Genomic DNA, 23,131 nt, shown 5'->3' on the forward strand with positions numbered 1-23,131 from the left:
GAACCTGTCGTTCGTTTCCAGGACAGGCCCCGCAAATCAGCAGGCCTGTCAGGTCTTTGACAATTAATCTTCAAACGGATCGGTCACAAGTATGGTGTCGTCCCGCTCGGGGCTGGTGGAAAGCAGCGCTACCGGCGCACCGATCAGTTCTTCGATGTAGCGCACGTATTTCACCGCTTGTGCCGGCAATTCGGCCCAACTTCTCGCCCCTGCAGTTGTTTGCGACCATCCCTCCAGTGTTTCGTAGATCGGCTTAACCGCAGCTTGTGCCCGCATTGAGGCAGGCAAATAGTCAATCCGCTGGCCGTCGAGCTCATAGCCGACGCAGATCTTGATCTCCTTCAGACCATCCAGGACATCGAGCTTGGTCAGCGCGATGCCGGTGATGCCCGACGTCTTGACCGTTTGACGCACCAGCACGGCGTCGAACCAGCCGCAGCGACGCGGGCGACCGGTGTTGACACCGACCTCGCGGCCGACCGTGGCCAGATGACGACCGACCTCATCGTCGAGCTCGCACGGGAATGGTCCCTCGCCGACGCGCGTGGTGTAGGCCTTGGTGATGCCGAGCACATAGCCGATCGCGGTCGGGCCGAGGCCCGAGCCGGCTGCAGCCTGGCCGGCCACCGTGTTGGAGGAGGTGACGAAGGGATAGGTGCCGTGATCGTTGTCCAGCAGCGCACCCTGCGCGCCTTCGAACAGGATACGGGCGCCGGTCCGGCGCTTTTCATCCAGCACGCGCCAGACCTGGTCCATGAAAGGCAGGATCTCGGCGGCGACGGAGGTGAGTTCGTCATGGATCGCCTGGGCATCGATCTCGTTCAGCCCCATGCCGCGCCTGAGCGCGTTGTGGTGGGTCAGCAGACGTTCGATCTTGAGCATCAGCGTTTCCGGCTCGGCCAGGTCGATGAGCCGGATCGAGCGACGCCCGACCTTGTCTTCATAGGCCGGCCCGATGCCGCGACGGGTGGTGCCGATCTTGAGGGCGGAATTCGCGTCTTCGCGAATCGCGTCCAGTTCGCGGTGCAGCGACAGAATCAGCGGGGCATTGTCGGCGATGCGCAGGATTTCCGGGGTGATCGTCACGCCCTGGTCGCGCAGCTTCTGCAGTTCCGTGATGAAGTGATGCGGGTCGACCACGACGCCATTGCCGATGACCGAGAGCTTGCCCTGGACAAGACCCGAAGGCAGCAGCGCCAGCTTGTAGCTGACACCATCGATGACCAGCGTGTGGCCGGCGTTGTGGCCACCATGGAAGCGCACGACCACATCGGCGCGGTCGGCCAGCCAGTCCACGATCTTGCCTTTGCCTTCGTCGCCCCATTGCGAGCCGACGACCACCACATTGGCCATATCACTATCCCTTGCTCAACACCAAAAGCGGGCCTCAAAGCCCGCCACGACAGGCCCATATAGCCTCAAGCCCTTCGTTGCGCGACCCTTTCTTTGCCGTGAAAGCGCGTCCCAGGCACAAGATTTTGGCCTTTTGCATCATTTACTTGCATGCAACGGCGCCATAGGTCGGTTGTCGTCGCGCCCCAGGACGACCCGCGGAGGCTGCCGCATGCATCGCAAGGCCTATCTTCTGCTGCTTCTGACCACGCTGCTGTGGGGTGGCAACGCCGTGGCAGGGAAACTCGCAGTCGGTCATGTCTCGCCGATGACGCTGGTGTTCTTCCGCTGGGCGATGGCCGTCGTCATCCTGCTGCCGATCGGCGGCCGCGCCTTCGTGGAAGACTGGCCAGTCATCCGGCGACATCTGCTCCTGCTGCTCGTTCTCGGCGCCTGCGGTTTTTCGCTTTTCAACGTGATCTTCTATGCGGCGCTGAACTACACGACGGCGATCAATGTTTCGATCGAGCAGGCCAGCATGCCGATCCTCATCATTGTCGCGAATTTCCTGTTCTTTCGTCTCAGGATCGGCTGGCTGCAGGCGCTTGGCGTGCTGCTGACCATCGTCGGCGTCATTCTCACCGCCAGCCACGGCGACCCGACCCAGCTGCTGAAGCTCAACTTGAATTTCGGTGATGCGATCATGCTGATCGCCGTCGTGCTCTACAGCGGCTATTCCGTCGGCCTGCGGCTGAAGCCCGCCCTGCAGTGGCAGAGCCTGATGCTGGCCCTGTCGATCGCCGCCCTTCTGGTCTCGGTGCCGTTCTTCATCTGGGAAGTCGCCAGCGGCACGGCCATCTTCCCCGACACGCAAGGATGGGCAATCACGCTCTATACGGCGCTTGGCGCCTCGGTGATCTCGCAGGTCACCTACATTCGCGGCATTGAGCTGATCGGCGCCAACCGCGCGGGGCTGTTCATCAACCTCGTGCCGATCTTCGGCACCCTGCTGTCGATCCTGATCCTCGGCGAGGACTTCCACCTCTATCACGCCATCGCGCTGGCGCTGGTGTTTGGCGGCATCTGGCTGGCCGAGCACGGCAGCCGGCGTTCGCTCGTCTGATGTCGTCAGCAAGGTGCGCGACTTGCCCTTCGCCGGATATGGCCTAGGTTGATGCGCTGAGATATCTCCCGATCGGGGACGCTTTGCATGCTGGAGGAAGCCGGAGACCGGGTCGGTGCGCCTGTGGCGAAACCGGTTCTGTTTTTTCGAGGGCTGCAAGGCTGGAACCGGCGTGATCTCAGCGGCGACGTGTTTGCAGGCCTGACGCTGGCGGCGATTGCCATTCCCGAACAGATCGCGACGGCACGCCTGGGTGATTTTTCCCCGGAGGTTGGATTTTTCGCCTTCATGGCCGCCGCGCTGGCCTTTGCGCTGTTCGGTGCAAGCCGGCATCTCTCCGTGGGGGCCGACTCCACGATCACACCAATTCTTGCCGGCGGACTTGCCCTGATCGCGACCTCCGGCTCGCCTCACTATGTGGCGATGGCTGCACTGCTTGCGCTTATGGTCGGCGCCATCGTGCTCGTCGGTGGGTTGCTCAGACTGGGATGGATCGCGGATCTCCTTTCCGTGCCGGTGATGGCCGGGTTTCTTGCAGGCATAGCGGTGCACATCCTGGTGTCGCAACTGCCGGAGTTGCTGGGCCTGCCGTCGGGCAGCGGCAATGTTTTTCAGCGTCTCGCAGCGGTCAAAGCCGATCTCGGCCAGGTCAATCTGTGGAGCCTGGCGCTTGGCGCAGCGGTGTTCGCGATTGTCATGGCATGCGAGCGGATAAGCGCGCGTGTTCCAGGGGCGCTGATTGCGCTGGCGCTGACGACCTTGGCGGTGATCGCGCTCGACCTGACAGGTCGCGGTGTCGCGGTTCTGGGTAGCTTGCCAACAGGTTTGCCGGGTCTCGGCCTGCCGCAGGTGAGTTTCGAGGACATGCGCACACTGGTGCCGCTCGCCCTGCTGGTGGCGATCATCGTCATGGTTCAGACGGCGGCCACGACGCGATCCTTTGCCGGCGATTCATCGGGGCCTGCGGATGTGAACCGTGATTTCGTCGGCGTTGGGGCTGCAAGCCTGCTGTCAGGATTGGCGGGCGCCTTTCCAGTCAATGCCAGTCCGCCGCGAACGGCCATCGCGAGCGAGACAGGTGGGCGCTCGCAACTCGCCTGTCTGCTTGCCGCGGTCGTGGTGCTGCTGCTCGTGCTGTTTGGGCAAAGCCTGCTTGCCAACGTGCCGCAGGCCGCGCTTGCCAGCATTCTGTTCTTCGTGGCGATGCGTATCCTGCGCTGGCAGACATTCTTGTGCACATTGCGGCAGGCGCCGTTGGAATTCGCGCTGATCGTGATCACGGCAATTTCCATCGTTGCTCTGCCGATCGAGGTTGGCGTGGCGATCGGCATCGGACTTTCGCTGCTGCACGGTCTTTGGGGCATGACCCAGGCGGCGGCAATCGAATTTGAAAAAGTGCCCGGAACATCGATCTGGTGGCCACCAGGCGCCGAGCCAAACGGCGAACGTGTTCCGGGAGTGCTGGTGGTTGCGTTCCAGGCTCCGCTTTCCTTCGTCAATGCGGAGAGATTCAGCGAAGGCTTCCGGACCATGATTGATGCCAGCCCTGTGAAACATGTCGTCTTCGAGGCGAGCAGTGTCATCGACATCGACTTCACAGCGGCACAAGCCCTGCGCGCTGTGATCGAGCATTGCCGAAAAGCCGGCATCTCGTTTCGGATCGCTCGGCTGGAAGCGGTTCGGGCACAGCGGGCATTGGCGCGTTTCGGCATCGAGGCGATGCTAGGCCCAAACGCCATCTTCCACAGTGTCGACAACGCGATAACGAACATTGTGGCCAGCGAGCAGCTGGCGCCGCAAACCGGGGAAGGGTGAGCCATGCAACGGAACATTGTCCCAGTCCTGCATCCGGTCTCCGTTGTCGAATTGCGTCCGACGCAAATGACAGTCGGTATGCGTGAGGTGGCGCTGAAACGCAGGGAACTGCGCGCGCTGCCGGCAAGCGAGAAGGACAATTTTCTAGGCGTGCATTTCATCCCGGCGGTAATCGGTCCAAAGGAGCGCCCCTTCGTCGTCGACCATCATCATCTTGCCCGCGCCCTGCACGAAGAGGGCATCGGAAAGGTCTTGATCAGCGTGCTCGCGGATCTGTCGCGGCTGCCCAAGGAAGAATTTCTCGTTTTCCTCGACAACCGCGCCTGGATGCACCCTTTCGATGCGTCGGGCCGCCGGCGCGCTTATGAAGATTTGCCGAAATCCGTGGACAAGTTGATCGACGACCCGTACCGCAGCCTGGCCGGTGCGGTACGCCGCACTGGCGGTTTTGCCAAGGACACGGCGCCTTTCGCTGAATTCCTCTGGGCAGATTTCTTCCGCCGGCGTATCGAGCCCGGCCAACTCGCCGACAATTTCGACAAGACTGCCAAGAAGGCCACCACACTGGCGCGGCATAAGTCCGCGAGCCATCTGCCGGGCTGGTGCGGTCCCGACGATTGATCGTTGTTGCCAGGTTGAACAAAAGGGAAAGGCGCGGGCTTCTGTCCCGCGCCTTTCCCTTTCAAGGTCCTACGCAGGAACGGTCAGGCCGGGCCGACGTCGAACTGCAGGCGCTTGGCCGAATCGATCGTCTCATGTGCACGCAGCTTGGCCAGGACTTCCTCGGGGAACGGGGCGTCGAGGTAGAGCAGCGCGATGGCATCGCCACCCGGCCGGTTTCGGCCGAGCTGGAAGTTGGCGATGTTGACGCCGTTCTGGCCGCAGACCGTACCGAGCAGGCCGATGATGCCCGGGGCATCGGCGTTGGTGGTGTAGAGCATGTGCTGGCCCACTTCGGCGTCGAGGTTGATGCCCTTGATCTGGATGAAGCGTGGCTTGCCGTCGGAGAAGCAGGTGCCGGCGATCGAACGGGTCATGTGCTCGGTCTTGACGGTCAGTTTGATGTAGCCGTCGAACACGCCCGACTTGTCGCGCTTGACCTCGGCGACGATAATGCCGCGCTCCTTCACCATGATCGGCGCCGACACCATGTTGACGTCGGCCACCTGGGGCCGGATCAGGCCGGCAAGAGCCGCGCTGATCAATGCCTTGGTGTTCATCTGCGCGGTCGAGCCGTCGAACAGGATCTCCACTTCCTTGATCGGATCCTCGGTGACCTGGCCGACGAAGGCGCCAAGCACCTCGGCCAGCTTGACGAAGGGCTTCAGCCGCGGCGCTTCCTCCGCGGTGATCGAGGGCATGTTGATGGCGTTGGTGACGGCGCCCTTCACCAGATAGTCAGCCATCTGCTCGGCCACTTGCAGCGCGACGTTCTCCTGGGCTTCCGAGGTGGAGGCGCCAAGATGCGGCGTACAGACGACGTTCTCCATGTTGAAGAGCTCGTTCTGCTCCGCAGGCTCAACCTCGAACACGTCGACGCCGGCACCGGCGACCTTGCCGCTCTTCAGGCCGGCGATCAGGTCCTTTTCGACGATGAGGCCGCCACGCGCGCAGTTGATGATGCGTACGCCCGCCTTCATCTTGGCGATCGCCTCGGCGTTGATGATGTTGCGCGTCTTGTCGGTCAGCGGGGTGTGCAGGGTAATGAAGTCGGCGCGGGCGAAAAGTTCGTCCAGTTCCACCTTCTCGACACCCAGTTCTTCGGCGCGTTGTTCGGAGAGGAACGGGTCGAAGGCAACGACATGCATCTTCAGGCCGACGGCGCGGGTGGCGACGATCGAGCCGATGTTGCCGCAGCCGATCAGGCCGAGCGTCTTGCTGGTGATTTCGACGCCCATGAAGCGGTTCTTTTCCCACTTGCCGGCATGGGTGGAGGTGTTGGCTTCCGGGATCTGGCGGGCAACCGCGAACATCAGGGCGATCGCATGTTCGGCCGTGGTGATCGAATTGCCGAAGGGCGTGTTCATCACGATGATACCACGCCGCGACGCGGCCGGGATGTCGACATTGTCGACACCGATACCGGCGCGGCCGACGACCTTGAGGTTGGTCGCAGCCGCGATCAGCTTTTCGGTGACCTTGGTGGCCGAGCGGATTGCGAGACCATCATACTGGCCAATGACTTCGAGCAGCTTCTCCTTGTCCTTGCCGAGATCGGGCAGATAGTCGACTTCGACGCCGCGATCCTTGAAGATCTGGACGGCGGTGGTGGAGAGTTTGTCGGAAACGAGTACGCGGGGCGCCATTGCTGCCTCCTTGAAAGATGATCGTGAGTTCCGGAAAGGGCGGCCACTTGTTGGAGCGATCACGCCCAGGGGCCGCCACAAGTCTGCGTCAGGCAGCGGCCTTGAGCGCCGCTTTCTGGTTCGCAAAGGCCCAGTCGAGCCACGCCGTCAGCGCGACCAGATCCTTTGTCTCGACAGTGGCGCCGGCCCAGATGCGAAGGCCGGGAGGGGCGTCGCGATAGTGGCCGATGTCGAAGGCAACGCCTTCCTTGTCGAGCGCCGAGACGATGCCTTTGGCAAAGGCCGCCTGGCCGTCGGCGTCGAGTGCCGTCACCTCCGGATCGACGATCGAAAGGCAGATCGAGGTGTTCGAGCGCGTCTCAGCAACGACAGCCAGGTTGTCCAGCCATGCCGATTTCTGAACGAAAGCATCGAGCGCCGCGAAATTGGCGTCCGCCCTGGCAACCAGTGCGTCGAGGCCGCCCAGCTTCTTTGCCCAGTTCAGGGCATCGAGATAATCTTCCACGCACAGCATAGACGGCGTGTTGATGGTCTCGCCCTTGAAGACGCCTTCGATCAGCTTGCCGCCTGAGGTCAGGCGGAAAATCTTGGGCAATGGCCATGCCGGCTTGTAGGTTTCAAGCCGTTCGACGGCGCGTGGCGACAGGATCAGCATGCCGTGCGCGCCTTCGCCGCCCAGCGCCTTCTGCCAGGAGAAAGTGACGACGTCGAGCTTGGCGAAATCGAGCCGCTGGGCAAAGGCCGCCGACGTGGCGTCGCAGATGGTCAGGCCCTTGCGGTCGGCTGGAATGAAGTCGCCGTTGGGCACACGCACGCCGGATGTCGTGCCATTCCAGGTGAAGACGACGTCGCGGTCGAAATCGACCTTGGTCAGGTCCGGCAGTTCGCCGTAAGGCGCTTCGAACTTGCGCACGTCATCGAGCTTGAGCTGCTTGACGACGTCGGTAATCCAGCCGGCGCCGAAGCTTTCCCAGGCAACCATGTCGACGCCGCGTTCACCGAGCAGCGACCAGAGCGCCATTTCGACCGCGCCGGTGTCGGAGGCAGGAACGATGCCGATGCGATAGTCGGCCGGTACCTGCAGAATTTCACGGGTGAGGTCGATGGCGTCGGCCAGCTTCACCTTGCCGATCTTGGCGCGGTGCGAGCGACCCAACGCAGCGTTCTTGAGCGCCTCGACCGACCAGCCGGGACGTTTCGCGCAGGGACCTGAAGAAAAATTGGGATTGGCCGGACGCACGTCCGGCTTGGAGGGAGCAGTCATCGTGGTCTATCCTTCCAGATAGTAAGCCCCTCGGTGGGGAGGGGTGGCCCACGGACGGCGATAAGACCTCAGCCTGCCGGCGTCAAGAGCAAAGTTTTTGTCGCTTGCGGGATACCGGCCTGGGGCTGCACGAGCGACCGGCCGCAAAACAAAAAAGCAGGCCGATGGCCTGCTTTTTTAGCGGAATCCGAAGATCGGCTACCAGAGGTCGTAGCGGAAGCCAAGCTTGACCTGGTGATAGTCGAGACCCTTGCGGACGTTGAACGCGCCACCGTCGTAGGCGACATATTTGCCGCCCGGTATCGCGAAATATTCGTAGCCGACGTCGAAGGAGACGTTCTTGCTGACCTGGTAGGCCAAGCCGGCGCCAAGCGAATAGGCAAGATTGAACTTCGATTGCGAGTCGCTCTGGCCATCGTAGCCGACCGGATCGTCGCAGAAGAAGCCGCCGGCGCCGCTGGAGTTGGTGGCAACTTCCCGACAGTCCTTCTTGTTCACCGACTTTGCATAACGCGTGTAAGCGACGCCCACGCCGCCACCGATGTAAGGGGTCAGGCCGACATAGGTTCCGAGATCGACATAGGCGTTGGCCATGACGGTATAGGCCTTGTTCGATCCGAAGCTGCCGACGTTGCAATCCTGTGTGACGGCAACGGGCTGCAAGACGGTAGGATCGACGCCGACAACGACATTGGTGTGGCCGTTGCAGCCGTTTGCGACCAGGACGGTGTCGCTGAATTTGTTGCTCGGGAGGATGCCGAAGTTGAGTTCTGCGCGCAGATAGTCGTTCACATGGTAGCCGGCGCCGACGCTGCCAGTGAACTCGTTCGATTTGTAGTCAAAGTTCGAAAGGCCGCTGAAATCTTCCCGCTTCTTGAACGGATGGGAGAATGCATAGCCGATGTCGCCGCGCAGATACCATCCCGAGCCAACCTCCACGGGCTGATACTCCGGTGCCTGGTCGACATAGATCGGCGGGTCGTAGTCGGCGGCGAGCGATACCTGTGGCAGAAGCACTGCTGCGGCCAGAGCTAACGCGATACCCAATTTGAACTGCATGGATTTAAGCTCCCAAACCCGCGCCGGTCGCCCACGCGATCACGGCCCCATCTGAGAGCATTGTTAACTATAGTGGTTAAGTCACCGTTAAGGATAACGAACCGTTACTCTTTTGATTTTGTTGGGCCGGACTTTCGACCTCAGCGCTCGGTCAGCTTCAACTCGATGCGGCGGTTCTTGGATCGGGCATCGTCGGTGTCGGCGGCGTCCAGCGGCTGATATTCGCCGAAGCCCGCGGCGACCAGCCGGTTGGCGGGAACACCGTTGGCGATCAAAAACTTGACCACCGAAGTAGCGCGCGCGGACGACAATTCCCAGTTGTCCTTGAAACGACCGGTGCCGGAGAGCGGGCGGTTGTCAGTATGTCCATCGACACGAAGCACCCAGTTGATCTCCGGCGGAATTTCCTTCTGCAGTTCGATGATCGCGTCGGCCAGCTTCTTCATCTCGCCCTTGCCGGCGTCATTGATCTCTTCGGAGCCGACAGGAAACAGCACTTCGGACTGGAAGACGAAGCGGTCGCCGACGATGCGGATGTTCTCGCGGTCGGAAAGAATTTCGCGCAGGCGGCCGAAGAAATCCGAACGATAGCGGTTCAGCTCCTGCACGCGCTGGGCGAGCGCGACATTCAGGCGGCGGCCGAGATCGGCGATCTTGGTGTTGGATTCGCGGTCACGTGCCTCGGAGGCGTTCAGCGCGTCCTCGAGTGCGGCGATCTGCTTGCGCAATGCGGAAATCTGCTGATTGAGCAATTCGACCTGGCTCAGCGCGCGTTGGCTTACCTGGCGCTCGCTGTCGAGCTCGCCTTCCAGTTTGGTTGCACGCTGGCTGGCGGCATTGCCGGCGCCGGAGCCCGCATCCAGCAGTTGCTGCAGGCGGCTTTTTTCCGCTTCCATCGCGGAAAGCGATGCCTGCAGGTTGGCCAGCGAATCCTGCGCGTCCTGGCTGCTGCTCTTTTCCAGAGCCAGGAGCTGCGTCAGCTCGTTGATCTGCGCGTTGAGCCGGTTGAGCACCACATCCTTGCCGGAAATCTCGCGGCTGAGCAGGAACTGCGCCAGCACGAACACCGAAAGCAGGAACATGATGGCCAGCAGCAGTGTCGAAAGCGCATCGACGAAGCCTGGCCAGTAGTCGATGTGGCGATAGCTGCGGCGCCCCCTTGCGAGCGCCATCTAGTTGGGCTCCCGGCTTTTCAGGGCTTCGGCGATCTTTTCGAGCGTGGCGCGCATCGCCTTCTGCTCGTCGGATTGCGCTTCCACCCAGTCGCGCATGATCTGCTGTTCGGAGCGCATGTTCTTGACAAGGCCGGAGATGCCGTCGGCCAGATTGGCCATGGCAGTCGCGACGCGTGGGCTGGAGCTGTCGCTTTCGCTCATATGACGGAGGCGCTCCGAAAGCGCGCGCAACTCGTCGGAGGACTCTGAACGTGATGCCTCCGAGGCGCCGAGATCGGAGGAAAGGTCGGTGACCGTCGACAGCCAGTTCTCGAGCTCGGTGTAGAAGCGGTTCTGCGCGCGGCCGGCCTGCAGGTCGAGGAAGCCAAGCACGAGCGAGCCAGCAAGGCCGAACAGCGAGGACGAGAACGCCGTTCCCATGCCGGACAGCGGAGCCGACAGGCCCTGCTTCAGTGCATCGAGCACGGCGGCGGCGTCGCCCGAACCAGGATCGAGCGACTGGATGGTATCGCTGATCGAGCCGATCGTGTGCAGCAGGCCCCAGAAGGTGCCGAGCAGGCCGAGGAAAACCAGCAAGCCGACGAGATAGCGCGATGTATCGCGGGTTTCGTCGAGACGCGTGCCGATCGAATCGAGCATGGTGCGCATCGCACTGGTCGAAAAGGCGAGCGAGGACGAGCGGCCGATCATCGCCTTCATCGGGGCCAGCAGCACGGGTTCGGTCGTTTCGGAACCGGCCCGGAACGAATTCACCCAGCGGACTTCGCGAAACAGCCTGCCGACCTGGACGAAGGCCAGCAAGATGCCGACGACAAGCACGCCGACAATCAGGCCGTTGAGGCCGGGATTGGTGACGAAAGCTGTCTGGATCTGGCGGGAAAGGACGATCGCGATGAACGCAACGATGGCCAGAAACACCATCATTGTCAGCACGAACACCTGCGGGCTGGAAAGCTTGTGCGGGTCGTAGCTCAGCACATCCGAACCCCGGCCCGACGTAATGGATTTCAGAAAAGTCATTCGGGCCCCGTTTGCACTGTCGTCCGCCGAATAGGATTGCCGCGACTCTAAACGGAAATGTGACGAAAATGGAAGGCGCCGAAATGCGCAGTCACAGCCGGTTGATAACCAGGCTGTCCAGCATGGCCGCAAAATGCAGGCCCGCGCCGGTGACCACGAAGCCGTGCCACAGCGCATTGTGGAAGCGCAAACCCTTCCAGACGAAGAAGATGACACCCAGCGAATAGACGATGCCGCCAGCAAGCAGCAGGCCGATGGCCGTTGACGGCAGTGTCCCGACAAGCGGTTCGACCAGAACGATTCCGCTCCAGCCGATGGCTAGATAAAATACAATGGCGAGGCGGTCGAACCGGCCGGGCAGGAAGACCTTGATGGCGATGCCGGCAACCGCCGCCGTCCAGATCAAGCCGAGCATCCAGCTCGCGAGCGCGGCGTCGCCGAGCTGTGCCAGGAAAGGCGTGTAGGTTGCGGCGATCAACAGATAGATCGCGGCGTGGTCGAAGCGGCGCAGCAGCCACTTCACGCGTGATGTCACCGGCCAGAGGTTGTAGGCCATCGATACGGACAGAACCGTGAGCAGCGCCACGACGTAAAACACCGCAGCCACATATTCGCCGGGGCCGACGCGAAAAGCAGCCAGTGTCAACATGGCCGAACCCGCGGCAATCGCCAGCACGATGCCGACCGCGTGGACGATGCCGTCGGCGATCATCTCGGCGCGCGAATAGTGCCATCGCCCGATAAAGGGGGCAAAGGGGATCTCGATAGCCGCCTCGGGCCGGCCTTCGCTCATGGGTTCACCTGCATTCACTCTATCTGGGCAGTGACAGGCGAGTATTTCAAGCTTGTGTAACGGTTTCGTGGCTGCGGTGTACTTCACACATCGCTCGAAAATCGTGATCGATTTCGGGAGGTGTGCTGCCGGAAGGGGTCAGAGCGTACTTCGCGCCGACGCGTGGCGTGTCAGCGTGGGGCGATCGGCTTCTTCAGCGTCGCAAGCAAGGCGCGGTGGATCGCCTCGTTGCCGGCGACGAGGCTGCCGCTTTCCAGCATGCCCTGGCCGCCATCCGGATCGGAGACATAACCGCCCGCTTCGCGCACCATAAGGATACCGGCAGCGATATCCCAGGGCGACAGCTTGTCTTCCCAATAGCCGTCCATACGGCCCGCTGCGACATAGGCGAGATCAAGTGCTGCCGAGCCGAGGCGGCGAATGCCGGAGACCTCGGCCATGACATTGCGCAGCTCGATGAGGAAATTGCCGTGATGCCCGCGGCCGAGATGCGGCACGCCGCAACCGATGACGGTGTCGGACAGCTTGTTGCGCGCAGCGACGCGCAGCCGGCGGTCGTTCATGAAGGCGCCGCCGCCACGCTCCGCCGTGTAAAGTTCGTCCATGGCCGGATTGTAGATGACGCCGGCGACGATCTGTCCCTGGCGTTCGAGCGCGATCGAGACCGAGAAGATCGGAATGCCGTGCAGGAAGTTGGTGGTTCCGTCGAGCGGGTCGACGATCCAGCGGTGCTGGTCGTCATCGCCGCCGACCGTGCCGCGCTCCTCCATCAAGAAAGCGTAGCCCGGCCGCGCCTTGGACAGTTCGGTAAAGATGATGTCCTCGGCCTTGCGGTCGGCCTGGCTGACATAGTCGCCTGGTCCCTTCATTGAGACCTGCAGGTTCTGCACCTCGCCGAAGTCGCGCGACAGCGAGCGGCCCGCCTTCATCGCGGCCTGTACCATGACATTGAGAAGGGCGGAACGCGCCATGCTGGATAGTCCTTGGTGTGCGGGGGCCAACGGGAGCTGGCCTGACCTCAAATGCAAGCAGCCGGCTGGGCTGCCGGCCCTGGATATCAGTCCGCGCGGCGAACGTAGGTGATTTCGTTGGTGTCGACGATGATGCGCTCGCCCGACGAGATGAATGGCGGCACCAAGACGCGGACGCCGTTCTCGAGCACTGCCGGCTTGTAGGACGAAGCCGCCGTCTGGCCCTTCACGACCGGGTCTGCCTCGGTGATGGTCAAGGTGACCTGGTCCGGCAGCGCGATGCCGATCGGCTTTTCTTCGTAGAGTTCCACGGTGACGGTCATGCCGTCCTGCAGGAAGGCCGCGCGGTCGCCGACGAAATCCTTCTGCAGCTCGAGCTGCTCGTAGCTTTCGGTGTCCATGAACACCAGCATTTCGTCCTGTTCGTAGAGGAAGGAGAAGTCCTTCTGCTCCAGACGCACCTTTTCAACCGTCTCGGCGGCACGGAAACGCTCGTTGAGCTTGGTGCCGTTGATGAGGTTCTTGAGTTCGACCTGGTTGTAGGCGCCGCCCTTGCCGGGCTTCACCGCATTGGTCTTCACCGCCACCCAGAGGCCACCGTCGTGCTCGATGACGTTGCCGGGACGGATTTCGTTGCCGTTGATCTTGGCCATGGTTGATTTGATCCGGAAAGAGAGGTGCGCCGAGACGGCGATTTCGGCGCCTCCAAGACCATAATTTGCTGAAAGAGGCAAGAGAGGCGGCAAAATGCCTGCCTGTCTAGCCCGCATTTCTCACACTCGATGCGGCCTGCGCCGGTTCAAGAAACCGACAGGGCAGGAGCCGTGCGCAGCCGCGATGCGGGGCATCGCGCAAGCACGGAGACGCACTCTGTCGGCTTCTTCAACCGGCCTTCCGGGTTGCCTTTCGGCGGGCGTCTGCGGCGTCGAGTGGTTCAACCGTATGTCTCTATACGCTTTTCGCCCCTCGACGCCGTATCCACCTCGTCCAAAGAGCAATGCAGACCGCATGGAGCGTGAGAAATGCGGGCTAGAGCATTTTGTAGCCAAGTGGAATTACTTGACGTCACAAAAATGCGGCGAAAACAGAAACTTAGAACGTTCCGCGTTTCCGTGAAAAACGGAACGCTCTAAGGCAGCCGGTTGGCTTTTTGCAGCGCCTGTTTGGTCTGTTCTTCGTCCAGACCTTGCATGAAGTCGTCCATCTGGGGATCGGCAAGGCCGGCCCGGCGCGCGACGATGAACCATGCCGCGGCGGTGACCAGATCGCCGTCGACGCCGATGCCGCCCTCATAGAGTCTTGCCAGCCTGTTCTGGGCAGCGACGTTACCGCCTTCTGCGGCGCGTTTGGTCCAGTTGAAACCGGATTTGAGGTCGCGCTTGCCGCCGCGTCCGTCGATCAACCACTGGCCGAGATCGAGTTGGGCGGTGTCGTAGTTTTGCTGCGCGGCCAGCACCAGAAGCTTTCTGGCTTCGATGTCGTCCTTGGTCTTGCCGCCAGCACCGTTGGCATAGATCTGCGCCATTGCGTATTGGGCATCGGCCAGGCCGGCTTCGGCCGCCTTCTGATAATAGAGGACGGCGCGCGCCAGACCCGCATCGCCTGGATCCTGCTGTATCAGCAGTTGCGCGAGATTGAACTGCGCCAGCGGATTGCCGGCTTCGGCCGCGGCTTGCAGCAGGACCTGGGCCTTCTTTTCGTCCTTCTTGACCTGGCGTCCATCGATCAGGATCAGCGCGTATTGGAACTGCGCTTCCGGTATGCCCTGTTCCGCGGCGCGCTGGTACCATTTGGCGGCTTCGGCGGCGTTGGCTGGCATGCCCAGCCCTCGCGCCAGGATTTCAGCCACCAGTGTCTGAGCCGGCGCGTCGCCTTTGTTGGCCCGCTCAAGCGCCAGATTGTAGGCCGTCTTGTAGAGACCACGCTGATAGGCGCCGTATGCGGCATCCGGCGCCCTTCCGCCGAAACGGGCAGGGTCGATGTTGGTTGGCTCCGTCGTTGTCGCGGGCTGCGGCAGCGGGTTGGCGATCGGGCGATCGCCTTTCTTCGCGGTCGCCGATGAATCCGGCAAGGAGATCGGCTGTGGCAATTGCGGCGGCGTCGCTTCGGCTGGAACAGCCGCCTCAGGCGCCTTGGGTGTTTCCGCTCCCGGCTGAGCCGGCGTGCCCGCCGATGGTTGTGGCGATGCCGATTGCGCGGGAATGGCGGATGGTTTTTCGGCTGCCGGACCTGCGGGAGCGATTGCTGGCGTAGGAGCAACGGTCGAAGGAGTTCCTGCTTCCGGTTTGGCAACTTCCGGCTTTGACGCCCCGCTCCCCGTCTCCGGTTTGGTCGTTTCCTGCGCGCGAGGCTGCGCCTGCTTTGGCGCCTCGACGGTCTCGGCTTGCACTTGCGAAGCGGCCAGGCCGAAAGCAAAAATGCCGGCAAGGATCAGGCGCAGGCGCATCGTCAATCCTCGAAGCGCGGTGCTGCTGCGTCGAGCAGGGCGTTCGCCTTGGCGATCACGCCGGCGGGGTCGGCGCCTTCTGCGAAAACGGCTGCAGACAAAGCGACGAACTCCGCTCCGGTCGCAGCCACGGCTTCAACCGAGGCGACGTCGGAGCCAGCCATGACGATGCAGGGGATTTCGATCATTTCGGCCCACCATTGGCCGAGGGAGAGGTTGCGCGGGTGCGGCTCCGGCTTGTTGTCGAAGCCGAAGCGGCCGAAGAAGATATAGTCCGGGCGTTCCTCGCCGAGTTCCAGCGCATCGTCGCGTGTCTTGGCGCCACCGACGCCCACCATCATGCGGTTCTGCAGGCGCTCGACAGCATCGGCCAGTTCCGCCTTGCCGGCTTCGATATGAAGGCCATCGGCCTTGACCCGCCCGGCGACGCGGCTATCGCCGGCAATCACGACGGCGATGCCGGCGGCCTGTGCCGCGGGAACGATCTTTTCCGCATAAGCCTGGAAGCTGTCCTCGTCACGATCGTCCTGGGGCAGGATCAGCGACGCAATATCACCGCCGGCGAAAGCGGCGACAACACGTTCTGCGGGGGTGCCGGCTTGCGCTATGAGCACGATGCGGCAACGGTCGGGTGGTGTGGTTTCGGTCATGGCTTATCTGTTTCCGGGTTCGCCTATGCGAGGCGAAGATGGTTGGATTGCGGCATAGACGAATGCGGTGGTCTTGAACAGGCGCAGACAGGCAGCCGTCAAAGGTCGATCTTGTAGCCCAGATGGGTCTGCTTGAAGCCCAGCCGTTCGTAGAAACGATGGGCATCGTGGCGGCTGCGATCGGTGGTGAGCTGCACGATGATGCAGCCGCGCTCACGGCATTGGGCGACAGCCCATTCGATCATCTTCTGGCCAAGGCCTGCGCTCTGCCGATCCCGGATCACACGCACCGCTTCGATCTGGCCCCTCAGCGCGCCCGTGCGGGAAAGCCCGGGGATGAAGGTCAGTTGCAGCGTACCGACCACGCGATCGGCTTCGGTCATGACAGCGAGCAACTGGTTCGGGTCGATGTCGATCGCTTCGAATGCCCTCAGATAGCCTTCGGCCAAGGGTTCGCGCGTATCCTCGCGATTGCTGCCCAGCATGTCGTCGGCGAGCATGGCCACGATGGCTGCAATGTCGTTGCGTTCGGCGCGGTGAAAGGCAATCTCGACCATAAGGGGGTGTCGTCTCCGAAGTTCTGCATGCGATAGCCGCAACCCCTGTGTGCAATTCCCGGAAAGCCTGCCGGTTTTCCGTCCGGAATTGCCTATGGGCAAGCGTATCCGTGTCGACCTTTGTCGTTGGCACAGGCATGCGATGTGCCTAGAGCATTTTGTCGCCAAATGGGATCGCTTGGCGTTACAAAAATGCGCTGAAAACAAAAACCTGGAGCGTTTCCGCGTTTCCGTGAAAAACGGAAACACTCTATGGTCGCCGCGAAAGGCAATCATCATGGCGCAGAATATCTATGACCGGCCGGAGTTCTTCGCCGGATACAGCGACCTCGTCCGCTCCAGGGATGGATTGGCCGGTGCTCCGGAATGGCCGGCATTGCGGGCGATGCTGCCTGAAATTCGAGATCGCCACGTCGTCGATCTTGGCTGCGGTTTCGGCTGGTTCTGCCGCTGGGCGCACGAACAGGGCGCGGCAGGTGTCCTGGGGTTGGATGTTTCGGAGAAGATGCTCGAGCGCGCCGTTGCGACCTCGGACACTACGATCGAATACCGGCGCGCGGATCTTGAAGAACTGGATCTGCCGGCTGCGGCCTATGACGTCGCCTATTCGTCGCTGGCATTGCACTATGTTCAGGATGTCGGCCGGTTGTTCAAAACAGTCCATCGCGCCTTGGCGCCGGGCGGCGCCTTGGTGTTTTCAACGGAACATCCTGTGCTGATGGCGCCGTCGAACCCCGGCTGGTCTTTAAACGCCGAAGGCAGGAAGACGTGGCCTGTCGACCGCTATTTCATCGAAGGGCAGCGCACCACTGACTGGCTCGCCAAAGGTGTCGTCAAATATCATCGCACCATCGGCACAACGCTGAATGCCTTGATCGCCACAGGTTTTGATATCACGCATCTCGAGGAGTTCTGCCCGTCCGCCGAACAGATCGTCGCACGACCGGAATTGGCGGAAGAGCTGGAGCGGCCGATGTTCCTGCTGGTGTCGGCACGTCGCTGACGCGCCGGGTGATCTGAAAAGCGTTTCGATTCCCGGGCCGATGCGCCGGAGCATTTTGTAGCCAAGTGGGATCACTTGGCGTTACAATAATGCGGCGAAAACAAAACTTAGAGCGTTTCCGCGTTTCCGTAAAAACGGAAACGCTCTAGGTAGAGACAGCATATCCTCAGACACTTCCTCCCCGGCATGTCAGCTCTGCTCAACGACCCCTGGTTCTACGCCGTCGCCGTGCCCGCGGTCATCCTGGTGGGGCTCACCAAGGGCGGGGTCGGCGGCTTTGGCCTGATCGGCGTGCCGCTGATGGCGCTGGCGATGTCGCCGGTGCAGGCGGCGGCGATCCTGCTGCCCATTCTGGTGGTGATGGATGTTGTCTCGCTGTGGACCTGGCGTGGCCAGCACGACAGGGCAACCCTCGTCGACATGTTGCCCGGGGCACTCGTCGGCATCGGTATTGGCTGGGCCACGGCGGCATTCGTGACGGCGGATATGGTGCGCTTCATCGTAGGCGCCGTCACCATCGCCTTTGTCGGGCGCTGGCTCTATGTCACTTACCGGCACGGCAGCTCCCACATGTCGAAGCCGAACAGGCCGTTGGCCGCCTTCTGGGGCACGATTGCCGGGTTCACCAGCTTTGTCGCCCATGTCGGCGGGCCGCCGTTCCAGGTCTATACGATGCCGCTGCGGATGGACCCGAAAGTGCTGACGGCGACCGGCGTGGTGTTCTTCGCCATCGTCAATGCCATCAAGCTCATTCCCTATTTCGCGCTTGGCCAGTTCGACTCGGCCAATCTCGCCGCGTCTGCTGTCCTCATGCCGTTCGCACCGCTGTCGACCCTGGCCGGCGCCTGGCTGGTGCGGCGGATGCGGCCGGAGGTGTTCTACCCGTTCACCTACGCCACGATTGCGTTGGTGGCGGCCAAGCTGTTGTGGGACGGCATCGTCAGCCTTGTGTAGAGGATGACGACGCAATCCCACTGTGGTTCTTATTTGCCACGTGATCTTTGTCCGAAAAGTCTGCAACTTTTGCGGGATCATGTTCTAAGCAATTCCAGGAAAAGTGCGTAGCGGTTTTCCGTCCGGAATTGTGTGAAGACAAAAGGTAGAGCGTTTCCGCGTTTCCGTTAAAAACGGGAAACGCTCTACAAGTACCGGTATCGTTTCGGAGGGCGGGATGACGAACCCTTATGCGCTGGATCTCGACAAGAATCCGGCCAATCACCAACCGTTGACCCCGCTGTCTTTCCTGGAGCGGGCGGCCAAGACCTATCCCGACCATGTCGCCATCGTCCATGGCCGCCAGCGCATCACCTACCGGGATTTCTGGCGCCGTTCACTGCAGCTGGCATCCGCTCTGGCCAGAGAGGGTATCGGCAAGGGCGATACCGTGACAGCTATGCTCTCCAACACGCCGCCGATGCTGGAGGCGCATTTCGGCGTGCCGATGGTGAAAGCGGTGCTGCACTCGCTCAACACGCGCCTCGACGCTGCCGTTATCGCCTTCCAGCTCGACCATGCCGAGACCAAGGTGTTGATCGTCGACCGCGAGTTTTCCGGTGTAATGAAGGAGGCACTCGCGCTGGCCAAGGTCAAGCCGCTGGTCATCGACTATGACGATCCGGACTACGCGGCGGATGCGCCTTATCCGAAAGGGGAACGTATCGGTTCGCGGGACTACGATGAATTCGTCGCGAGCGGTGCGCCGGATTTTGCCTGGGCAATGCCCGACGACGAATGGGACGCGATTTCGCTGAACTACACATCCGGTACCACCGGCAATCCCAAGGGTGTCGTCTACCATCATCGTGGAGCCGCCCTGATGGCCTACACCAACACCATCCACGCCGGCATGGGCAAGCACGCCGTCTATCTGTGGACGCTGCCGATGTTCCACTGCAATGGCTGGTGCTTCCCCTGGACGCTGGCGGTGCAGGCGGGAACACATGTCTGCCTGCGCTGGGTGCGGGCGAAAGGCATGTACGATGCCATTGCCGATCATGGCGTCACCCACCTCTGCGGTGCGCCCGTTGTCATGGCGACGCTGATCAACGCTGCCGATGAGGACAAGCGCGAGTTTTCGCAGGCCGTCACCTTCAACACCGCGGCGGCTCCACCACCTGAAGCGGTGCTGTCGGGCATGGCGGACGCGGGTTTCTCCGTCACGCATCTCTACGGCCTGACCGAAACCTATGGACCTGCCGTCGTCAACGAATGGCATGGCGAATGGGATGCGCTGGACAAGGGCAAGCGCACCGCCAAGAAGGCGCGCCAAGGTGTACGTTACGCCGCGCTGGAAGGCCTGACGGTGATGGACCCGGCCACGATGGAAAAGATACCGGCCGACGGCGAGACCATCGGCGAGGTGATGTTCCGCGGCAACATCGTCATGAAGGGATACCTGAAAAACCCTAAAGCGACGGATGAAGCGTTCGCTGGCGGCTGGTTCCATTCGGGTGACCTCGGCGTGATGCATCCCGACGGCTACATCCAGCTCAAGGATCGGTCCAAGGACATCATCATTTCGGGCGGCGAGAATATCTCATCGATCGAGGTGGAGGATGCGCTCTACAAGCACCCGGCTGTGGCGTCCTGCGGCGTGGTCGCGCGTGCCGATGACAAATGGGGTGAAGTGCCGGTGGCCTATGTCGAGCTGAAGCCCGGCAGGTCAGCTACGGAGACCGAAATCATCGAGCATTGCCGCGGGCTGCTCGCCCGCTTCAAGGTACCGAAAGCCATCATCTTCCACGAGATCCCGAAGACTTCGACGGGAAAAATCCAGAAGTTCCGGCTGCGCGAGATGGCCAAGGCTGGCTGATGCCGGCCCTGGCGATGGTGAACGTTCCCGGCACGCTGCACATCTGAATTGCGCAAACCAAGATGTTAGAGCGTCCTTGGCGTGTCCGGAAGGGCGCGGGGTGCTCTAGCATCAGGCCTTGCGCAGGACCGGCAGGGCGATGACAGCAAACAGCAGCATTGCTGCAAAGAACAGGATCGAGCAGATGCCGACCACCGGTTCGATGGCTGTGTTCCCCGCCAGGAAGATATAGAGCGTTACCAGCAGGCCGATGCCGCTGAGGGCCGTCAGCCAGAAATGGATCGTGGCCAGCCAGGTTTCACGAGCTGCCGGAAACAGATGGTAGAAAATGGCGAAGACCGCGGATGTCAGCCAGCCGGCGACCAGCGCGTGCGCATGGACCGGCATTTCGGTGTGATCCTGTGTGATCGCCATATGCAGGCCCAGTGCCATGCCGCACAGCGCGTAGATGATGGCGAGCGCAAAGAAGTTTCGAGATACGCCTTGCATGGATTGTTCCCCCGGTTTGGTTCGCCCTGTCGCGGACGAGAGGACAAACGTTTGCGGCGGCAGCATTCGTCCCGTTCTGCGCGAGAGTGGTGCTCCAGCCGGTTGCCAGGGCAGAATAGCGCAGGAAGAGGAAAAACGAGAGTGAGCCGTTTCACTCTGGTGGGGGTCGGTGACTGTGCTGATACGGCACAACTTGGCCGGGTCGCTTAAAAAATTTCCGCCTCCGTTAAGGGTTCATTAAGCTTTACGAGCGTTTACTATGTGCATCCAGTGATCTGGATTCTTACCGAGTGGTTGGAGCCACTTTGTTTGACGCCTCCCTGTTAAACTCCTGAGAGCCGCCTCATCGCGGCTCTTTTTTTGTCTGGCGCATGCCATACATCGACCGCTTCGAAGTCGCCGTTAACCGTTTGTTAAACATGTGCTTGCCTTGCGCGAAGTCCCGGCGCATTTTCTTAGCCACTGTCTTATAGGCTTGGATACCGAACGGCATGACGTCGATTCGGCCGAAAGAATGCGAATACGGAACGGGAAATGAGCGAGCCTTCCAAGGAAAGCGCGAACACGATCAAGCTGGCCGAGCGAAGGGTTTTTTCGCAGTCGTTCAAGCCGCTCTATGACGAAGGCATGGGGCTGGTTGAACGCACGGCCGAGTATCTGGACGGGAAGGGCCGCCTCGAAGCCAAAAAGCTGTCGCGGTTGGCCGCTACCCTCTATGCCGCAGAATCGATGCGCTTGACGACACGGCTGATGCAGATCGCCTCCTGGCTGCTTCTGCAGCGCGCCGCCAATTCGGGTGAGATGACGCGCGATCAGGTCGCCTCGGAAAAATCCAAGGTGCGGCTGGATACGGCTTCCGCTCACAGCGAGGCAGCCGGCTGGAGCGAGCTGCCGGACGACTTCCTCGATCTCGTCAACCGGTCGCTGCGCCTGCAGTCGCTGGTGCGACGCATGGACGATGAAATCTACGGCAATGGCGGCACGCTTCATGCGCAACCAGCCAACCGCCGTTCGAATCCGGTTTCCGACCAGATCACGCTTCTCAAGACGGCCTTCGCTGGCGGCTGAGCGGACGCTTTCCCACGAAGCATCCATCACCGGATGGTTGTTTCTGGTTTGTTCACATTTTGCTGGCATCGCTGTGCGCGAAAGGTAGACTTCGCGCATGGCGGAAACGATTCGCATCATCGGTATCGATCCCGGGCTCAGGCGCACCGGCTGGGGCATCGTCGAGAGCCTGGGGAATTCGTTGCGCTTCGTCGCGGCCGGTACCGTGCGTTCCGACGACAAGGCGGCGCTGGCGTCGCGCTTGTGCCAGTTGCATGACGGGCTGGCAGACGTGCTGCATCAACTGATGCCGCAGGAAGCCGCCGTGGAGCAGACATTCGTCAACAAGGATGCATCGGCGACGCTCAAACTCGGCCAGGCGCGAGGCATCGCCATGCTGGTGCCGGCCCGAGCCGGCCTGCCGGTGGCCGAATATGCGCCCAACGCCGTCAAGAAGGCCGTGATCGGGGTTGGTCACGGCGACAAGAAACAGATCCATATGATGGTGAAAGTGCTGCTGCCGAAAGCCGCCTTCGACACCGACGATGCCGCCGATGCCCTGGCGATCGCCATCTGTCATGCGCATCATCGGCAGAGCATCGCCTATCGTTTGGCGGTGGCATGACGGGGCAATTTCGATGATCGGCAAGTTGAAAGGCACGGTGGACGAAATCGAAGAGGATCATTGCCTCGTCGACGTGCACGGTGTCGGTTATGTCGCCTATTGCTCCGCGCGCACGCTGTCGGCCTTGCCGGGGCCTGGGGAAGCGGTGGTGCTGCACATCGAAACCTATGTGCGCGAGGATATGATCCGTCTCTACGGTTTCCAGACCGCGCTGGAGCGTGAGTGGTTTCGCCTGTTGATGAACAATGTCCAGGGGGTTGGCGCCAAGGTGGCGCTGGCTATCCTCTCGACATTGTCTCCATCGGACCTGGCCAATGCTATCGCGCTGCGCGACATCGCCATGGTTTCGCGCGCGCCGGGCGTCGGCAAGAAAGTGGCCGAGCGCATCGTCACCGAGTTGAAGGCCAAGGCGCCGGCTTATGCTGGCGAGGCTTCGGGCACGATCGGGCTGAAGCAGGAACTGGGCGAGGGCGTGGCGGCGGCGCCAGTTGCCGATGCGGTTTCCGCGCTGACCAATCTTGGCTACTCGCGTGATATCGCGGCCAATGCCGTGGCTGCAGCCTTGAAGAACGGCGGCGACGGCGCCGATTCCGCCAAGCTGATCCGGCTCGGGCTGAAGGAACTGGCGCGGTGACACGCAGCTT

22 protein-coding genes are annotated in these 23,131 nt (G+C 61.7%); 9 read left to right on the top strand and 13 right to left on the bottom strand.

Going from position 1 to position 23,131, the window contains the following annotated elements; genetic code table 11:
- Nucleotides 1–63: 63 nt before the first annotated feature.
- Complete coding sequence (locus AC3WTO_RS13295) at nt 64–1,353, bottom strand: adenylosuccinate synthase (protein WP_492461203.1); 1,290 nt, start codon at nt 1,351–1,353, stop codon at nt 64–66.
- Nucleotides 1,354–1,564: 211 nt separating this feature from the next.
- Between AC3WTO_RS13295 and AC3WTO_RS13300 the strand changes: the two genes are divergently transcribed.
- From AC3WTO_RS13300 to AC3WTO_RS13310, 3 genes are all read left to right on the top strand, one after another.
- Nucleotides 1,565–2,455, top strand: a complete 891-nt coding sequence (locus AC3WTO_RS13300; protein WP_492461204.1) for a DMT family transporter — start codon at nt 1,565–1,567, stop codon at nt 2,453–2,455.
- An 87-nt stretch (nt 2,456–2,542) separates the two neighbouring features.
- On the top strand, nt 2,543–4,270 hold the full coding sequence (locus AC3WTO_RS13305; protein WP_492461205.1) for a SulP family inorganic anion transporter: 1,728 nt from the start codon (nt 2,543–2,545) through the stop codon (nt 4,268–4,270).
- A 3-nt stretch (nt 4,271–4,273) separates the two neighbouring features.
- Nucleotides 4,274–4,891, top strand: a complete 618-nt coding sequence (locus AC3WTO_RS13310; protein ID WP_492461206.1) for a ParB-like protein — start codon at nt 4,274–4,276, stop codon at nt 4,889–4,891.
- Nucleotides 4,892–4,974: 83 nt separating this feature from the next.
- Here AC3WTO_RS13310 and serA read toward each other — a convergent pair whose 3' ends face one another.
- The 11 genes from serA to AC3WTO_RS13365 form a co-directional block, all read right to left on the bottom strand.
- Nucleotides 4,975–6,576, bottom strand: coding sequence for a phosphoglycerate dehydrogenase (gene serA / locus AC3WTO_RS13315; protein ID WP_492461207.1), 1,602 nt, complete (start codon nt 6,574–6,576; stop codon nt 4,975–4,977).
- An 88-nt stretch (nt 6,577–6,664) separates the two neighbouring features.
- Entirely contained in the window at nt 6,665–7,840 is a 1,176-nt protein-coding gene (locus AC3WTO_RS13320) for a phosphoserine transaminase (RefSeq protein ID WP_492461208.1), read from the bottom strand.
- Between the two features lie 198 nt (nt 7,841–8,038).
- Nucleotides 8,039–8,899 carry an outer membrane protein gene (locus AC3WTO_RS13325; protein WP_492461209.1) on the bottom strand — a complete coding sequence of 287 codons (861 nt, stop codon included), beginning with the start codon at nt 8,897–8,899 and terminating at the stop codon, nt 8,039–8,041.
- A gap of 140 nt (nt 8,900–9,039) precedes the next feature.
- Complete coding sequence (locus tag AC3WTO_RS13330) at nt 9,040–10,071, bottom strand: peptidoglycan -binding protein (RefSeq protein WP_492461210.1); 1,032 nt, start codon at nt 10,069–10,071, stop codon at nt 9,040–9,042.
- On the bottom strand, nt 10,072–11,094 hold the full coding sequence (locus AC3WTO_RS13335) for a MotA/TolQ/ExbB proton channel family protein (protein WP_492461211.1): 1,023 nt from the start codon (nt 11,092–11,094) through the stop codon (nt 10,072–10,074).
- 91 nt (nt 11,095–11,185) lie between these two features.
- The gene (trhA, locus tag AC3WTO_RS13340; protein WP_492461212.1) at nt 11,186–11,887 is read right to left on the bottom strand and encodes a PAQR family membrane homeostasis protein TrhA; all 702 of its coding nucleotides are present in this window, start codon (nt 11,885–11,887) and stop codon (nt 11,186–11,188) included.
- A gap of 170 nt (nt 11,888–12,057) precedes the next feature.
- The gene (locus AC3WTO_RS13345; protein ID WP_492461213.1) at nt 12,058–12,858 is read right to left on the bottom strand and encodes an inositol monophosphatase family protein; all 801 of its coding nucleotides are present in this window, start codon (nt 12,856–12,858) and stop codon (nt 12,058–12,060) included.
- 86 nt (nt 12,859–12,944) lie between these two features.
- Nucleotides 12,945–13,511: an elongation factor P gene (efp, locus tag AC3WTO_RS13350; RefSeq protein ID WP_101935774.1), complete on the bottom strand. Its 567-nt coding sequence runs from the start codon at nt 13,509–13,511 to the stop codon at nt 12,945–12,947.
- Nucleotides 13,512–13,987: 476 nt separating this feature from the next.
- Nucleotides 13,988–15,100, bottom strand: a complete 1,113-nt coding sequence (locus tag AC3WTO_RS13355) for a tetratricopeptide repeat protein (protein WP_492461540.1) — start codon at nt 15,098–15,100, stop codon at nt 13,988–13,990.
- A gap of 206 nt (nt 15,101–15,306) precedes the next feature.
- Nucleotides 15,307–15,954: a thiamine phosphate synthase gene (locus AC3WTO_RS13360; RefSeq protein ID WP_492461214.1), complete on the bottom strand. Its 648-nt coding sequence runs from the start codon at nt 15,952–15,954 to the stop codon at nt 15,307–15,309.
- Between the two features lie 98 nt (nt 15,955–16,052).
- Complete coding sequence (locus AC3WTO_RS13365) at nt 16,053–16,511, bottom strand: GNAT family N-acetyltransferase (RefSeq protein ID WP_492461215.1); 459 nt, start codon at nt 16,509–16,511, stop codon at nt 16,053–16,055.
- Nucleotides 16,512–16,788: 277 nt separating this feature from the next.
- On the opposite strand from AC3WTO_RS13365, the gene AC3WTO_RS13370 reads away from it, so the two are divergent.
- The 3 genes from AC3WTO_RS13370 (at nt 16,789) to AC3WTO_RS13380 (ending at nt 20,326) form a co-directional block, all read left to right on the top strand.
- Entirely contained in the window at nt 16,789–17,514 is a 726-nt protein-coding gene (locus tag AC3WTO_RS13370; RefSeq protein ID WP_492461216.1) for a class I SAM-dependent methyltransferase, read from the top strand.
- A 186-nt stretch (nt 17,515–17,700) separates the two neighbouring features.
- Nucleotides 17,701–18,468, top strand: coding sequence for a sulfite exporter TauE/SafE family protein (locus tag AC3WTO_RS13375; protein WP_492461217.1), 768 nt, complete (start codon nt 17,701–17,703; stop codon nt 18,466–18,468).
- Nucleotides 18,469–18,685: 217 nt separating this feature from the next.
- Nucleotides 18,686–20,326 (top strand): acyl-CoA synthetase, encoded by a 1,641-nt coding sequence (locus tag AC3WTO_RS13380; RefSeq protein WP_492461218.1) that lies wholly within the window; start codon nt 18,686–18,688, stop codon nt 20,324–20,326.
- A gap of 111 nt (nt 20,327–20,437) precedes the next feature.
- Here AC3WTO_RS13380 and AC3WTO_RS13385 read toward each other — a convergent pair whose 3' ends face one another.
- A complete protein-coding gene (locus tag AC3WTO_RS13385) occupies nt 20,438–20,815 on the bottom strand; it encodes a hypothetical protein (protein ID WP_492461219.1) in 378 nt (125 codons plus the stop codon).
- A 534-nt stretch (nt 20,816–21,349) separates the two neighbouring features.
- Here AC3WTO_RS13385 and rcdA point away from each other — a divergent pair.
- The 3 genes from rcdA to ruvA all read left to right on the top strand — a co-directional run bounded on the left by rcdA (nt 21,350) and on the right by ruvA (nt 23,121).
- Nucleotides 21,350–21,883, top strand: a complete 534-nt coding sequence (gene rcdA, locus AC3WTO_RS13390) for a protease adaptor protein RcdA (RefSeq protein WP_492461220.1) — start codon at nt 21,350–21,352, stop codon at nt 21,881–21,883.
- Nucleotides 21,884–21,980: 97 nt separating this feature from the next.
- Nucleotides 21,981–22,487, top strand: coding sequence for a crossover junction endodeoxyribonuclease RuvC (ruvC, locus tag AC3WTO_RS13395; protein ID WP_492461221.1), 507 nt, complete (start codon nt 21,981–21,983; stop codon nt 22,485–22,487).
- 13 nt (nt 22,488–22,500) lie between these two features.
- Nucleotides 22,501–23,121: a Holliday junction branch migration protein RuvA gene (ruvA, locus tag AC3WTO_RS13400; protein ID WP_492461222.1), complete on the top strand. Its 621-nt coding sequence runs from the start codon at nt 22,501–22,503 to the stop codon at nt 23,119–23,121.
- Nucleotides 23,122–23,131: the final 10 nt, after the last annotated feature.

This window comes from Mesorhizobium sp. EU05-FHT14A09 (assembly GCF_058790995.1).